We start from the raw sequence: 14,616 nt of genomic DNA, 5'->3' as shown, positions 1-14,616 counted from the left end.
AACTTATATGCATAAAACAACTACAATTTTTTAAAACAAGGTCATTAAAATATTTTAGCTTCATTAATAAAGAAAAATCAAAAAATATTATGTAAACTACACAATTCCAAATTCAAATCCTATTCCAAACTTGAAATCAGAAAATTTAACGTTTTGAATATTCCAAACATAGTAACCTTCAAGAATTAAAAAAGAGAATGAAAGTCTAGCACCAATATCCCAGCCCATTGTTCCCAATTCTGCTAAAACAGAATCTCCAGCAGAAGTAGCTATATTGATCTTAGGCCCGGTGAAAAACGCTAAAGCTAAAACAAAAAAATCTAATTTTGTATAAAATCTTGGTGTTATTGCCATAATAAACGAAAAATTTTCATTTGCAGTTCCATCTGAACGCTTTATTACTTTAAGAAGATTCATGTCAAACAAAAGCTCAAATCCAACAGAAACAAAATCATCAAATTTAGCACCAAATTGAGCATAAGTCCCATATTTTATTCCAGCTTTAGCAATATTGGCCAAATCAGAAAAAGATTGGACTATATCTTCTTTTTCTATTGGAGATAAATTTGAAGGCAAATTTTGCTTAAGCTTCGCATTAATCTCTAAAGCCTCATTGTAAAAACTTGAAAAGGGACTAACAGGAAAAGCAACCCCACCACCAAAATTGAATTCAAAATTAGTATCTGTAAAACCATTAACCACAAAAATCCCAAATAAACACAAAATTAAAACTTTAAGCCTAATCATATACAAGATCTCCTACAAAAATTTATGAAAAATAAAACAGGGTTTATTATTGCACACCTTATTATATAATAATTCTCATAAAGTAAAAAAGTAAAAAGTAAACAAAAAATTAAAAAATTAATTCTTAACAACAGAAGACACTATTTCTTCTGCACCACTTGGTATAGGATGATTTAGCTCTTTGTATCTTAAAATATATTTTTTTGCATTTTTTTTGTCGTTCTTTAAATGATAAATGTAAAAAATATTAAATAAAGCCTCTTTATTTGCAGGCGCAAATTCTAGAGTTTTCAAATAATAAATCAAAGCATTATCTAAATCATTTTTCTTAAAGAGCAAATATCCCTTCAAATTAATTAACAAAATATTTTCTGGATCTTCTTCTATAATGGAATTAAGTTTTAACTCAGCCTCTACATATTTTTTCAAATTAATGTAAGCTAAAATAAAATTGTAACTTGAATCATCACCAGAATTAATATTAAATTTAATAGATTTTTCATATAAAAAAACAGAAGTTTCATCATTACCAAGCTCTTCATTTAATTTTGCAAGCTTATAATATTCATCCGATATATTTTGATACTCTTTAAAAATAGAACTGCAAGACAAAATAAAAACAATAATAAACAACAATTTATACATAAAAATTTACTTGAATCCTTAATATTATTTAAATTATTCAAAGCAGCAAAATAGCACTAAATCTAATAATAATCAAAATATAAAACTTTAAAGCTATTAAATATTAAATTTTAAAATTAAACAAACCATATCGATGATTATAGAATAAAACAAAATAAAACTTATAACTCCAAAAGTTAACCATAAATAAGCCCTCCTGTTTAAAAACAAAAGGGCTTTTATACTATCTAAAAAATAAATTAAAGCTTTTCTTGATCATACTTATTAAATATATTTTCTGTTAAATATTTACCAACTGATCTTTTGTCCTCAATAAGTTTAGATATTACATTAAAATGTCTCGGTTCAATTTTAAAATATTTATAAGCTCTTCCATCCTTAAAAAATACAGAAAGCTCAGACACAGAAGAATCATAACCTACCTGTGATATTTTGCTTAATTCATTAGATATTGTTAAAGTTTCCAACTCAAATTCCTCCAAATAATTATCTTAGGAGTATAATAATAAAGTAAGAGTTAATTCACTAAATAAAAAGTTTTAATCAATAAAATCAAAATCTACTAAATGATATATTCCTTAATATAAGGATATACATTAATAAAACTTTAATCAAGTAAACCGCAAACATGTTCTTAAATAGTTCAAACTTTAAAATGTTTAATAACATAAAATGATATGAGATAGATTTTTAAAAAAAAATTTTGTAGAATTACTAAGATAGTTAATCTTTTACTCACATATCATCAGGAGGGATAATGTCTAATGGACTACAATAAATTACGAAACATCGGTATTAGCGCTCACATCGATTCAGGAAAAACTACTCTTACAGAACGAATTCTTTTTTATTGCAATAAAATTCATGCAATTCACGAAGTAAAAGGCAAAGATGGGGTTGGCGCAACAATGGATTCAATGGAACTTGAAAGAGAAAGAGGAATCACAATAGCATCAGCTGCAACTCACGTTGAATGGAAAGATTTTCCAATAAATATTATTGATACACCTGGTCACGTAGATTTTACAATTGAAGTTGAAAGATCTCTTAGGGTACTTGACGGAGCAATATTGGTTCTTGATTCTGTTGCAGGAGTTCAATCCCAATCAATAACTGTTGATCGCCAACTTAAAAGATACAGCGTACCTCGCCTTGCATTTGTAAACAAATGTGATAAAACTGGGGCAAATCCCTACAATGTAAAAGATCAACTAAGATCAAAACTTGACTTAAACTCCGTTTTAATGCAAATCCCAATCGGATTAGAAGACAAACATATTGGAGTTGTAGACCTTGTATTAATGAAAGCTTACTATTTTGAAGGAAAAGATGGAACAGAAATAATAGAAAAAGAAATACCCTCAGATCTCTTAGAAGAAGCAAAAAATAAACGAGAAATAATGCTTGATGCTCTTGCCGACTTTAATGATGAACTTATGGAATTGCACATGGAAGGAAAAGATGTCCCCATTGAAATAATATACAATGCAATTAGAACGGGAACATTGGCTTTAAAATTATGTCCTGTATTTATGGGATCTGCCTATAAAAACAAGGGGGTACAATTACTCTTAGATGCTGTAACCAGATTTTTACCATCCCCCCATGATATAAAAAACACCGCTCTTGACCTTAATAATAATGAAAAAGAAGTCGATCTTAAAATTAACAACGATCTCCCAACTGTTGCTCTTGCATTTAAACTTGAAGACGGACAATATGGTCAATTAACCTATGTTAGAATCTATCAAGGGACTTTAAAAAAAGGACAAGAACTTATCAACTCACGAACTTCTAAAAAATTCAAAGTCGGAAGACTTATCAGAATGCATGCTAATAATACAGAAGACATTGAATTTGGAGGAAGCGGCGACATTGTTGCTTTATTTGGAATAGAATGTGCATCAGGAGATACATTTTGTGATCCATCGATCAGCTATTCAATGACATCAATGTTTATTCCAGATCCAGTAATTTCTCTTTCTGTAAAACCGAAAGACAAAAAATCTGCTGACAATATGGCTAAAGCTCTTGGAAGATTTACAAAAGAAGATCCAACATTTAAAACTTATGTTGACATTGAATCAAATGAAACAATAATTCAAGGCATGGGAGAACTACACCTAGAGGTTTACATTGAAAGAATGAAAAGAGAATTCAAAGCAGAAGTTGAAACCGGAATGCCACAAGTAGCCTATAGAGAAACAATTACAGGAAAAGCTGAATTCAACTATACTCACAAAAAGCAATCTGGAGGAGCTGGTCAGTTTGGACGAGTTGCCGGATTTATGGAACCTCTTAATAAAGAAGGAGAAACATACGAATTTGTTAATCTGATAAAAGGAGGAGTAATCCCAACAGAATATATCCCATCATGTGACAAAGGATTCCAAAAGGCAATGGAAAAAGGGACATTAATTGGTTTTCCTATAGTTGATATAAAAATTACAATCAATGATGGCCAATATCACATTGTTGACTCATCTGATATTGCATTCCAATTAGCAGCAATTGGTGCTTTTAGAGAGGCTTACGAAAAAGCAAAGCCTACAATCCTTGAGCCAATAATGAAAGTTACCCTTGAAGGGCCTACCGAATTCCAGGGGAATATGTTTGGACTTTTAAACCAAAGAAGAGGAATAATAACAGGTTCGCTAGAAGATGGAAGTTTTTCAAAAGTTGAGGCTGAGGTACCTTTAAGCGAAATGTTTGGATTTTCAACAGTCCTTAGATCCTCTACCCAAGGAAAAGCAGAGTTCTCAATGGAATTCTTAAAATATGGAAAAGTTCCAAGTGCTATATTTGATGACCTTCGAAAGAAATTTAACGATCAAAACAAATCTTAATAATAAATATTAATAATAAGGAGGCTTTATTATGATCGATTTAACACAAGAAAAACAAGAGATACTAATAAAAAATAAGTTTTTAGCCAAAGTTTTTGGGCTTATGTCAATTGGACTTTTAATTTCAGCAATGTTTGCATATGCAACCTCAGAAAATCAAACAATCAAAGCAATAATATTCTCAAATCCAATGTCATTTATGACTATAATACTTATACAATTTGGACTTGTATATGCAATAAGCGGCGCTCTTAACAAAATATCAAGCAATACCGCAATAGCTCTTTTTTTACTCTACTCAGCACTAACAGGAGTAACATTATCTTCCATATTTATGATTTATACACAAGGATCAATAGTATTCACCTTTGGAATTACTGCTGGAACATTTCTTGGAATGTCTGTTTATGGATACACCACAACAACAGATCTAACAAAAATGGGAAGCTATATGATAATGGGCTTATGGGGAATCATTATCGCATCCCTTGTTAATATGTTTTTTAGAAGCTCGGGCCTTAATTTCCTTATATCTATTTTGGGCGTAATAATATTCACAGGACTTACAGCTTATGACGTTCAAAATATTGCTAAAATGGATAAAATGCTTCAAGACGATACTGAAGTAAAAAATAGAATGGCGGTTGTAGCGTCACTTAAGCTTTATTTAGATTTTATTAATTTATTCTTATATCTTTTAAGATTTTTGGGCCAAAGAAGAAACGATTAAAATAATAATAAAATATTTTTATAAAAATTCAATCAAAAATAAATGCTTTAACTTATAAGCATTTATTTTTAGAGGTTTTAATGAGCATAGACAGCTTAGAATTCGAAGAAAGTAATACTCAAAATGTAATAAAAAAAAATTTTGAATTTGAAGGTTATATTGAAAGTAATAAGCCCATAATAATAGAAGGAAAGCTTAAAGGCTTAATAAATTCATCAAACTCAATCTATCTAAGGGAAAAAGCTAATGTTGAAGCTGAAATAAAATGCCAACATTTACTAAATCATGGAAAAATAAAAGGAAATATTGAAGCTTTAGAAACAATTAAAATATACAAAACCGGCAAATTAATAGGAAACATTAAAACCAAAGAACTTTTTATTGATTCTGGAGCAATATTTAAAGGGAATTGCGAAATGGAGGATTTTGAAGAATGAAATTTTTTTTTCTATTACAAATAACTTTAATTCTGCTATCCAATTCAAGCTTATTATTTGGACAATCACAACCTAAAGAAAAAGAAGACTCTTTCCTTCTTTATAAAGAGGGAAAATTTAAAGAAGCTATTTTAAACACGTTAGAAGAAATTCGGTTAAATCCTAACAACTTAGATGCTAGAACAATCTTAATATGGAGCTTAATAGCTATAGGAGAATACAAAAGAGCCGAAAAAGAGGCGATTATAGGCCTTGGCATTAAAAAATATGACATAAGAATTATTCAAGCACTAGGAGAAGCTTATTTTTTCCAAAAAAATTATGAAAATGCATTAAAATACTTTCAAGAATATATTAGTCTTGATTCTAAAGGAGCAAGAATAATAAAAGTTTATAATTTGATTGCAGATTCTTTTTATGAACTAAAAAGATATAATGAAGCGGATTTTGCATACGAAAATGCATTGCGATTTGCTCCTAATAACCAAAACCTATTAATAAAATTAGCAAGATCAAGAATAAATGCAAAAAATAAAATATTAGCAAAAGAGGCACTAATTAAACTTCTTACAATCTATCCCAATAATCTAGAAGCAAAAAATTTACTAGAAGAATTAAAAAAAAGCAACAATACTCCTTGACATTCAATTTATAAAAAATTATTCTTATTGTTAGTAAATTAATAAACTGGGCTGCTAGCTCAAGTGGTAGAGCATCGGACTCTTAATCCGCTGGTTACAGGTTCAAGTCCTGTGCAGCTCAAATTGTTAAGTACCTTTTTGGTATAAATTATCAATTTTATGCCAATTTAACTTGACATTATTGGAAATTAAATATATTATTACTTTCGATGGTCATAAAATGACTTTTGGGCTCATAGCTCAGGTGGTAGAGCAGCGCCCTTTTAAGGCGTTTGTCGTAGGTTCGAGTCCTACTGAGCTCACTTTTGTCCTCTTCGTCTATCGGTCAGGACTCCAGGTTTTCATCCTGGCAAGAGGGGTTCGATTCCCCTAGAGGATGTCTCGCTAAGGAAAAATTATATTCAAAATTCTTGCTTTTTAAGTTTATTAAAAAACAAGAATTTTGTTTCAAATAGAATAAGCTATTCGGGTATTAATAATATTTCTGCTCTTTCATCAAGATTAATTTTCTTAAAAAATTCATTTATAAAATCTTTACTTAAATTTGTCTCTACAAATTTAACGCCAAAATTATTCTTGAATACTCCATACCAAGATAATGATGCCAATATATTTGAAATCCAATAATTATTCTTCTCTGAATTTATTTTTGTATTTTTAATATAATTTTTCTTAACATAAGAAAAATCTTTATCATTAAAATCTATCTTTTGCCTTTCATTCATATAGCTATTAATAGAATTTAAAACATTATCCAGATCTTTAGGCTCAGTAGTAAAGAATATAGATAAAATGCCATCAGAATCTGCATTTTTTCTTAAATTGGAATCAAAAAAGGCTTGAATTGCATAAACACTAGACATTTTTTCTCTAATATTTTTTATAAGACCATCCGTTAAAAGATCTGCTAAAGCATTGAAATTTAATGAGGCCTCTACTGAATAATTAAATTTAAAAGGATAAACTACATACGCAAAGCTAGTTGAATTTTTTCCTTTTCTTACAACTATTTTATTAAAATTTTTACTGTAAGAATAATCTAAATCTTTATACTCGCTTATTTTTTTAAAGTCAAGATTACCCAAATATTTCTTTGAATAAGCTTTTATTGTCTGAATATCTGAGTCTCCAACAAAGACAAACTTAAAATTATTCGCATAAGTAAACCTTTTCTTATAAAAAGATAAAATATTTTCTTTTGTAAAATATTTTAAATCACTATCTTTTGTATCTCTAAATCTAGGATCATTATTGTTTAAAAATTTACTAATAGCTTTTTCAAAATGATAATTAGAACTATTTTCATTACTTTTTATTAATGCTTTTATATTATTAATAGTATTTTGCAAAAAAACATCATCTATTTTGGGTTCCTTAAAAGTAAAATATATAAGCTCAAAAAGAGTTTCAAGATCTTTTTTATCTGAACTTCCGGTAATATATGATTCTTGTGCTCCAACAGCAACACTTAAAGAAACAGCTTTATCTGATAAATATTTTTCAATCTGTAATGCAGAATAATCACCATACCCTGAACCAGATACTACTCCAGGAGCAAAAGATAAAATAGGAATAAGTCTTAAATCCTCATTGAGTAAACCGCCCCAAGAAGTTGCACTAAAATCAATTATACCTTTTTTTTGATCATTATATTTAAAATAAACTTCAACCCCATTTTCAAGAATAAATGATGAAATTTTATTTTCAAGCTCATTTTCTTTAATAATATCCTTATTATCTAAAGACTTTTTAAAAAATTTACCTTCAATTGAAGCATTCTCATAAAACTTAAATTCTCTTTTTAAAGCTATTTTTTGAAGATTATCAATATCTTCAAAAGCTAAAGTAGGATGTACTTTCCCATAGTAAGAATAAAAAACTGCACAATTTTTCACATCGAACTCTTTTCCTACTAGATTATTTATTGTCTTTAAATCAAGTTTTTCCAAATATTTAACAGAAAGATCACAATATTCACTCATATCGAATTTGTTAGAACCATCAATAGCAATATCTATTAAATCTTGAAAAATAGTCCATGAATTTGTTTTATTTATATTCTTTTTTCTTAATCCTAAAGATTTGAAAAATTGAGATCTAATTTTTTCAAACTCACCCTGGGTAAATCCAAATTTTCTTATTCTCTCAAGCTCGTAAAAAAAGTCTTCTATTCCTTCTTTCAAATAATCTGAATTAAAATTTAAGGAAATCGATCTTGCAACAATAGTATTGTCGTCTGATTTTAATGAAAAAAAATCTTTATTTGAAACATTTTTAAAATGCTTTACTCCAGCAGTCTTTAATTCAGAAAATCTATTTTCAAAAAGAGTCGCCAATAAAGACCTTTTAAGATCATTTAAAACGTCATCTTTAGTCTTAACAAGATTAACAATCTCTTTTTTAAAGAACATTAAACCAGGTTCCCCTACTTCCAAATCTTCTAAAAGTAAAAACTTATCTTTAAACGCTACATCTAAATTTATTTTTACCTTTTTAATTTTATCAGCTGGATTTTTCCAAGAAATAAATTGTTTCTTTATTTTCTCTTCAATTTCTATAGGATCAATATCTCCTACCACAATAACACTTGCAAGTTCTGGCCTATACCACTTTCGATAAAATTTTTTAAAATCTTCTTGCTGAAACGACAAAATCTGCTCTTCAAGTCCAATAGGATCCCTAAATTCATAAATACTTCCACTTGCTAAAAACTTATACATTTTTTCATAAATCCTTCTAGGATAAGTTTCACCAAGCTTTTTTTCCTCAATAATAATATTGCGCTCAAGATCTATTTCTTCTTTCATGAAACTAATTTGAGAAACCCAGTTCCTCAAAATATTCATAGATTCATCAATTTCATCTTTATTATTACCATCTGACAAATCAAGCCTATAATAAGTGAAATCAAAACTAGTAGCAGCATTAATATCAGCACCAAATTGCATTCCAAATTTTTTAAGAACATCAATAATAGAATTTCCTGGATAATCTTTTGTACCATTAAAAGCCATATGTTCAAGATAATGAGCTATGCCTCTCTCATTATCTTCTTCATTAAGAGAGCCTACATTAAAGACAATTCCCATATTAACAGCATTCTTTGGGGTTTGATTTTTATAAATGTAATACCTCAGTCCATTAGCAAGCTTTCCCTTTACCAAACTTTTATCTAACTTTAACTCATTAGAAATACAGGAAAACAAAAAAAATAGGAAAACACCTGTAAATTTAAAATAATTTTTAATTCTTTGATAATTCATTTGTACTCCCTCTTATTGAATTTATTTTTTTAGAATAAATTTTATTCAATGCTTTTAAAATAGATGAAAATCCAAAATCATTCCAATCTTTTAAACTCTTTAGCTTAGAAGCTGGAAATAGTTCATAAAATAAAAACAACAACTCTTCTTTGCTTAATTTTGGAATATCATTTAAGTAAACGTTTTTATTAAAATCTTCAAGATAAACAAAAGGATTTGAGCGCTTATCTAGAAGAAATTTATTTAAATTAGGCTTTAAAATGCTTTTATTATAAATTTCAATAGTAGTATATTCACTTGGCACATCATCATAAAAATAGTTATTCAAAAAAGAATCTAAAATAATAAATTTATTATTATTAACACCTACATTTCTTCCGTCTAAAGTTTTTAAAAGTCCATCCTTGCCAATATGAACCAAAGTATTCAAATCCTTTGAAGCGCTAAAGATAAGCCTTGCATTGTTATAAGCCTTAGATTGTCTTAAATGATTAATATTACTATCTAATACTAATTCTTTGTTATTTTTAAATAATGAATTTATATTTTTTTCTTTTAACGCCTTATGAGCTAACTCAATATACTCTAAAGCACAACTATTTGCCAAAGTAAGTTGCTCTCTTTTTAGCAAATTAATAAGAAACATCAATTCTTCCTTTTCAAGACTACGATAAAAATCAAAATCATTTAAATTAATACCAAAACTAAAAGTAACAACAAATATTAAATAAAAAATTGCAATGTTTTTTTTCAATCCAACTTCCTCCCCTTTAACTAACTACATCAGCCAACTCTAAAAAAACAGGACAATGGTCACTTCCCATTACTTTGTCTAAAATTAGAGATTTTTTAACATTTCTCTTAAAAAATTCATTAACAACAAAATAATCAATTCTCCAACCCATATTTTTCTCCCTAGCTCCTGTTCTATAGTTCCACCAAGTATAATAACCAGGCTCCTTATTAAATATCCTAAATGTATCTACATATCCTTTGTTTAAAAAATTATCTATCCAAGTCGTTTCTTCAATATAATATCCGGGAGAGTCTCTATTAGAATCGGGGCTTATAAGGTCAATCTCAGTATGAGCAATATTAAAATCACCACAAATTACTACATTTTTTCCACCATTTACAAGAGAATCTATCAAATTCTCAATATACGATAAAAAATCAAGTTTATAAACAAGCCTTCTTCTTAAAGCTTGAGAATTGGGAAAATAACCATTAATCAATACAAAATCATCATAATAGGCTATTATACCTCTGCCTTCATTGTCAAAAATTTCTTTTCCAAGAAAATTTACAGCAATAGGCTCAACTTTAGAGTAAATACAAACACCACTATAACCTTTAATCTTTGACTTTGAAAAATAAGAATAATAATTTTCAAGAATTAAATCCTTTGGCAACTGTTCTCTTAAAGCTTTAGTTTCTTGAACACATAAAATATCTGGGGCATATTCTTTTACAAACTCAAGAAAACCTTTCTTTAAAACAGCTCTAATTCCATTTACATTCCATGAAATTAATTTCATAAATCCTCACTAAACTTAAATCAAATATAAATCTTTAATCCATCATAAGCTAAATAGATATTGTCTTTTTCTAAATATTCAAATTCTTCATGCATTATATCGTGTGCAATATGTGTAAAATAAGAAATTTTGGGATTGATTTTTTTAACCTCACAAACAGCCTCTGAAAAATTTAAATGAGCAGGATGAGGCTTAATCCTCATAGCATCTATTATAAGTAGATCTAAATTTTTTAAATAATCATAGGAAGCTTCAGGAATAAATTTAACATCAGTAAGATACGCTAAATTGCCTACCCTATAACCTAAACTAATTATCTCTCCATGAATCAAGGGAATTGGTATTATCTTTAAACCTTTAAAAAAAATGGGCTCAAAATCTCTAATCACATTAGGAATAACGTCCGCCTTTCCACTTACAGAAGGTTTGGATGAAAAATTATGCGAAAAAGCATTCATTATGTGAACCATAGTAGTATCTCTAGCATAAATGTTTAAAGGAACATCTCGTGTATAAAACTTAATATCATCAAAACCCATAATATGATCATAATGTTCATGGGTATAAAGCACTAAATCAAGCTTATCTATTTTTTCTCTTAAAAGTTGTTGCCTAATATCAGGACCTGTATCAATCAACAATTTGATGCCAGAAGATAGCCTAAGAAAAAAAGAACTTCTCAATCTTTTATTTTTGCTAAAACTTGAAGCACAGACTCTACAGCTACAATTTAACATAGGAACACCACTTGAAGCCCCAGTTCCTAAAAAGGTTCCGACCATATGTTACTACCTTTCGCCTGTAAACATAATTTATTTTAGCACAACATTTTATATTAAACAAAACTAAACTCTCTTAATCACATCCCTTAAATCTGAAATTAAATTAACACTATTTAATAAGCAATTCTGTAAACTATTTTGGAAAAAGCACTTTTATGCTTATAATTATTTAAGGAAAAATTATTTTTATGGATACGCAAATTTATGAACTCATTTTCTTAACTAGTTTTAGCATATTTTTAATAGTAAATTTATTTAATTTTAAAAAAGAATTTACTTATGAAGACTATTTCATAATATTGCCAGGTACATTTTTTGTAATAACTTTATACCTCACAGAAATCAAACCGTTAATGCTATATATTGGCAGTATATTCTTAATCTTTATGATAATCACCTTCTTTAAAAACATAACAACAATAGTAAATAGAAGAAGAAGGCGTAATAGTAACAGCAATCCTGCAAAAAAATCAAAAGGAATATTTTTTTCAATTTTACTAAAAACAATACTTGTAATACCTGCTATTTTAACTGTTATTATTGCAACCATTTTTTCATACTTAGCACTGTTTGTTAATTATCCCAAAGATGAAAACAATAGCTACCAAATTGGATTCATAAGAATTAAAGATCACAAAAATGATTTAAACTTATCAATTTGGTATCCTATAAGCTCAACTTTGGGTTTAAAAAAACAAAATCCATTTCTTTTGTATGAATTTAATCCTTTTTTCATAAACGAAATGAACTATTTACCAAAGCAGAATAATGTATATAAACAAGCTTTCATTAGCGATAACCAAAAACTATATGATTCTATTTTACTTATACTTCCTTATTATTCTCACGATTCAATGTTTAAATCCTTAATCAGCAGGCTTGTTAAGAAAGGAAAAATTGTTTATTTATATTCACCAAAATACAAACATATGAAAAGCTACGATTTTATTAAAAACAGCCATAAAAGTATATTTAGCTATGCAATCAACAAAAGCATTAGCTATTTAATTGAACCCGCTAATATCTTTAATGAAAAAGCTGATATCGCATCTACTGAAAATGATATTCAAAACATTATTGAACTCGCAAAATCAAGCCAAAATTTAAAATTTTTAAATTCAAAAATGAACCTTAATAAACTAACGTTAATTACGATGGGAAATCAAGCAAATATTGCTAATTTTATCCTTGAAAAAAACACAAATATAACAAAATATATTAATATAGGGGGCAAACCACAAACAATAAGAAACTTAAAAAACTTACAACTAATTTTAAAAGAAAATGAAAAGGAACTTCCTATAAAAGCTACTAATATAAATTCTATAAAGCCAATATACATAAGTAATATTGCAGAAATTTCTGATCTTATTTTTAGCAGGAACTATTTAAAAAGTTTTAATTTTTTAAAAAACAAAAAATCAATGCTATCAAAATTCAATTATGTAGTTACTGAAATTAACAAATTTATTGAAGAGGAAAAATAATAATGATAAAAAAACTCTTGCTGTTTGTAATGATCAACATCTTTTTAACAAATAAAGCTTATAGCAATGAAGAAATAATCGAAATAAGTATTGAAATAGAAAAAGAAAAATATATTCCCTTTTTAATAAGTAGAGGAAAAACTCAACTGGAAGACCTTGTAAAATATACTCTAGAAATAAATCCAGACCTTGACAAAAACTATGTAAATACTATTGCTAAAACTTACATAGATGAATCTTTGATTGAAGGAATTAATTACGACATTGCATATGCTCAAATGCTACTAGAAACAGGAGCTCTAAAATTTAATGGAATAGTTTCAAAAGAACAACACAATTTTTCAGGAATAGGTGCTACTAACAACCTTACAAAAGGAAATTCTTTTTCTAATATTACAGAAGGAATTAAAGCTCATATTCAACACTTAAAAGCTTATGCATCAAAACAAAATATTAACTCAAATGTGGTTGATCCTAGATTTTACCTTGTTAAAAGAGGATCTGCCCCAACAATATATGATTTGACTGGAAAATGGGCAAAAGACAAATTTTACGATAAAAAACTTAAAAAAATATTATTAGAACTACTAAAATATAATAATGCAAATAAAAGCTAAAAACTCGCTATATAATTTTCTAGAAGAAATATATTTAAAATACAATAAAAAAAAATTTATACATCCTGATCCTTTAGAATTTTTATACAGGTACAAAAAAAAAGAAGACATTGAACTTGTAGGTTTAATTAGTTCTTCATTGTCACTTGGAAGGGTAGAAAAAATTTTAGAAGCAATAGAAAGGATACTCAAACCACTTGGCAAATCCCCCTCTGAGAACCTTAAGCTAGTAAATAAAAAAGACTTAAAAGAAATATTTAAAGGATTTGTTTATAGATTTTTTAAAGAAGAAGACATTGTGAGCCTACTATACACCCTCAAAATAATAAAAGAACAACATCATACAATTGAAAATCTTCTTTACAATATTTATTATAAAAATCAAAATTTTATACTTAGTCTAGATGAATTAATAAAGCATATGGAAAAAATAAATGGAAAAGAATTTGGAATGCTCCTTCCAAAGCCTTCAAAGGGAAGTTCTTGTAAAAGACTTTTTTTATTCTTAAGATGGATGATACGTAAAGATGACGTCGATTTAGGCATTTGGAACAAATTTAATCCTAATAACCTTATAGTACCAATGGACACTCATATGACAAGCATTGCCTCAAAACTATTTAAAATAAAAGAAATAAAAAACATAAATCTTAAAAAAGCAATAAAAATTACAGACTATTTTTCAAAAGAAAATAATGAAGATCCTGTAAAATACGATTTCTCTTTAACCAGATTTGGAATAAATAGAGATTTTAACAAAGAAAAATTACTAAAAAATATTGACAAACTATAAAATTTTATTTACAAAATCTTTAAAATAATAAATACTTAAACAAACCATTAAAACAAAACCACCAATTTTTCATAAAATAAAAAGGAGAAT

At 27.7% G+C, this 14,616-nt stretch carries 14 protein-coding genes and 2 tRNA genes; 9 read left to right on the top strand and 7 right to left on the bottom strand.

Annotation, left to right across the window (positions count from 1 at the left end; all coding sequences use genetic code 11):
* Positions 1 to 96: 96 nt before the first annotated feature.
* The 3 genes from BVAVS116_RS02700 to BVAVS116_RS02690 all read right to left on the bottom strand — a co-directional run bounded on the left by BVAVS116_RS02700 (position 97) and on the right by BVAVS116_RS02690 (position 1,859).
* Positions 97 to 747, bottom strand: coding sequence for a hypothetical protein (locus tag BVAVS116_RS02700; protein ID WP_006068976.1), 651 nt, complete (start codon positions 745 to 747; stop codon positions 97 to 99).
* 117 nt (positions 748 to 864) lie between these two features.
* Complete coding sequence (locus tag BVAVS116_RS02695; protein ID WP_006068319.1) at positions 865 to 1,392, bottom strand: tetratricopeptide repeat protein; 528 nt, start codon at positions 1,390 to 1,392, stop codon at positions 865 to 867.
* Between the two features lie 239 nt (positions 1,393 to 1,631).
* Positions 1,632 to 1,859, bottom strand: a complete 228-nt coding sequence (locus BVAVS116_RS02690; protein WP_006068359.1) for a KTSC domain-containing protein — start codon at positions 1,857 to 1,859, stop codon at positions 1,632 to 1,634.
* 297 nt (positions 1,860 to 2,156) lie between these two features.
* Between BVAVS116_RS02690 and fusA the strand changes: the two genes are divergently transcribed.
* The 6 genes from fusA (at position 2,157) to BVAVS116_RS02660 (ending at position 6,348) form a co-directional block, all read left to right on the top strand.
* Positions 2,157 to 4,238, top strand: a complete 2,082-nt coding sequence (gene fusA, locus BVAVS116_RS02685; protein WP_006068556.1) for an elongation factor G — start codon at positions 2,157 to 2,159, stop codon at positions 4,236 to 4,238.
* Positions 4,239 to 4,269: 31 nt separating this feature from the next.
* Complete coding sequence (locus BVAVS116_RS02680) at positions 4,270 to 4,968, top strand: Bax inhibitor-1/YccA family protein (protein ID WP_006068465.1); 699 nt, start codon at positions 4,270 to 4,272, stop codon at positions 4,966 to 4,968.
* A gap of 80 nt (positions 4,969 to 5,048) precedes the next feature.
* Positions 5,049 to 5,405, top strand: coding sequence for a bactofilin family protein (locus BVAVS116_RS02675; protein WP_006068804.1), 357 nt, complete (start codon positions 5,049 to 5,051; stop codon positions 5,403 to 5,405).
* Positions 5,402 to 6,046: a tetratricopeptide repeat protein gene (locus BVAVS116_RS02670; protein WP_006068665.1), complete on the top strand. Its 645-nt coding sequence runs from the start codon at positions 5,402 to 5,404 to the stop codon at positions 6,044 to 6,046. The genes BVAVS116_RS02675 and BVAVS116_RS02670 overlap by 4 nt, the downstream gene beginning before the upstream one ends.
* Before the next feature lie 48 nt (positions 6,047 to 6,094).
* Positions 6,095 to 6,167, top strand: a tRNA-Lys gene (locus BVAVS116_RS02665).
* Between the two features lie 108 nt (positions 6,168 to 6,275).
* Positions 6,276 to 6,348: transfer RNA gene (locus BVAVS116_RS02660), tRNA-Lys, on the top strand.
* A gap of 159 nt (positions 6,349 to 6,507) precedes the next feature.
* On the opposite strand, the gene BVAVS116_RS02655 is transcribed toward BVAVS116_RS02660, so the two are convergent.
* From BVAVS116_RS02655 to BVAVS116_RS02640, 4 genes are read right to left on the bottom strand one after another with little or no spacing between them, the layout of a single operon-like run.
* Positions 6,508 to 9,309, bottom strand: coding sequence for a M16 family metallopeptidase (locus BVAVS116_RS02655; protein ID WP_006068973.1), 2,802 nt, complete (start codon positions 9,307 to 9,309; stop codon positions 6,508 to 6,510).
* A complete protein-coding gene (locus BVAVS116_RS02650) occupies positions 9,290 to 10,063 on the bottom strand; it encodes a hypothetical protein (protein WP_006068892.1) in 774 nt (257 codons plus the stop codon). Before BVAVS116_RS02650 ends, BVAVS116_RS02655 begins: the two co-directional genes overlap by 20 nt.
* 16 nt (positions 10,064 to 10,079) lie before the next feature.
* Complete coding sequence (xth, locus tag BVAVS116_RS02645) at positions 10,080 to 10,847, bottom strand: exodeoxyribonuclease III (RefSeq protein ID WP_006068778.1); 768 nt, start codon at positions 10,845 to 10,847, stop codon at positions 10,080 to 10,082.
* A gap of 20 nt (positions 10,848 to 10,867) precedes the next feature.
* Positions 10,868 to 11,629 (bottom strand): MBL fold metallo-hydrolase, encoded by a 762-nt coding sequence (locus BVAVS116_RS02640; RefSeq protein ID WP_006068905.1) that lies wholly within the window; start codon positions 11,627 to 11,629, stop codon positions 10,868 to 10,870.
* A gap of 188 nt (positions 11,630 to 11,817) precedes the next feature.
* Between BVAVS116_RS02640 and BVAVS116_RS02635 the strand changes: the two genes are divergently transcribed.
* From BVAVS116_RS02635 to BVAVS116_RS02625, 3 genes are read left to right on the top strand one after another with little or no spacing between them, the layout of a single operon-like run.
* Positions 11,818 to 13,116: a hypothetical protein gene (locus BVAVS116_RS02635; protein WP_006068966.1), complete on the top strand. Its 1,299-nt coding sequence runs from the start codon at positions 11,818 to 11,820 to the stop codon at positions 13,114 to 13,116.
* Between the two features lie 2 nt (positions 13,117 to 13,118).
* Complete coding sequence (locus BVAVS116_RS02630) at positions 13,119 to 13,733, top strand: glucosaminidase domain-containing protein (protein ID WP_006068698.1); 615 nt, start codon at positions 13,119 to 13,121, stop codon at positions 13,731 to 13,733.
* Positions 13,717 to 14,526 carry a TIGR02757 family protein gene (locus BVAVS116_RS02625; protein ID WP_006068756.1) on the top strand — a complete coding sequence of 270 codons (810 nt, stop codon included), beginning with the start codon at positions 13,717 to 13,719 and terminating at the stop codon, positions 14,524 to 14,526. Before BVAVS116_RS02630 ends, BVAVS116_RS02625 begins: the two co-directional genes overlap by 17 nt.
* Positions 14,527 to 14,616: the final 90 nt, after the last annotated feature.

The sequence above is a fragment of the Borreliella valaisiana VS116 genome (assembly GCF_000170955.2).
Taxonomy (GTDB): domain Bacteria; phylum Spirochaetota; class Spirochaetia; order Borreliales; family Borreliaceae; genus Borreliella; species Borreliella valaisiana.
The sequence above is the reverse complement of the archived record's forward strand: the minus strand, read 5'-3'. Positions and strand labels throughout refer to the sequence as shown.

What these genes read in the sequence shown, in the direction of transcription:
- BVAVS116_RS02700 (WP_006068976.1), bottom strand. Translation starts at nt 747, where the DNA reads ATGATTAGGCTTAAAGTTTTAATTTTGTGTTTATTTGGGATTTTTGTG.
- BVAVS116_RS02695 (WP_006068319.1), bottom strand. Translation starts at nt 1,392, where the DNA reads ATGTATAAATTGTTGTTTATTATTGTTTTTATTTTGTCTTGCAGTTCT.
- fusA (WP_006068556.1), top strand. Translation starts at nt 2,157, where the DNA reads ATGGACTACAATAAATTACGAAACATCGGTATTAGCGCTCACATCGAT.
- BVAVS116_RS02680 (WP_006068465.1), top strand. Translation starts at nt 4,270, where the DNA reads ATGATCGATTTAACACAAGAAAAACAAGAGATACTAATAAAAAATAAG.
- BVAVS116_RS02675 (WP_006068804.1), top strand. Translation starts at nt 5,049, where the DNA reads ATGAGCATAGACAGCTTAGAATTCGAAGAAAGTAATACTCAAAATGTA.
- BVAVS116_RS02670 (WP_006068665.1), top strand. Translation starts at nt 5,402, where the DNA reads ATGAAATTTTTTTTTCTATTACAAATAACTTTAATTCTGCTATCCAAT.
- BVAVS116_RS02655 (WP_006068973.1), bottom strand. Translation starts at nt 9,309, where the DNA reads ATGAATTATCAAAGAATTAAAAATTATTTTAAATTTACAGGTGTTTTC.
- xth (WP_006068778.1), bottom strand. Translation starts at nt 10,847, where the DNA reads ATGAAATTAATTTCATGGAATGTAAATGGAATTAGAGCTGTTTTAAAG.
- BVAVS116_RS02640 (WP_006068905.1), bottom strand. Translation starts at nt 11,629, where the DNA reads ATGGTCGGAACCTTTTTAGGAACTGGGGCTTCAAGTGGTGTTCCTATG.
- BVAVS116_RS02635 (WP_006068966.1), top strand. Translation starts at nt 11,818, where the DNA reads ATGGATACGCAAATTTATGAACTCATTTTCTTAACTAGTTTTAGCATA.
- BVAVS116_RS02630 (WP_006068698.1), top strand. Translation starts at nt 13,119, where the DNA reads ATGATAAAAAAACTCTTGCTGTTTGTAATGATCAACATCTTTTTAACA.
- BVAVS116_RS02625 (WP_006068756.1), top strand. Translation starts at nt 13,717, where the DNA reads ATGCAAATAAAAGCTAAAAACTCGCTATATAATTTTCTAGAAGAAATA.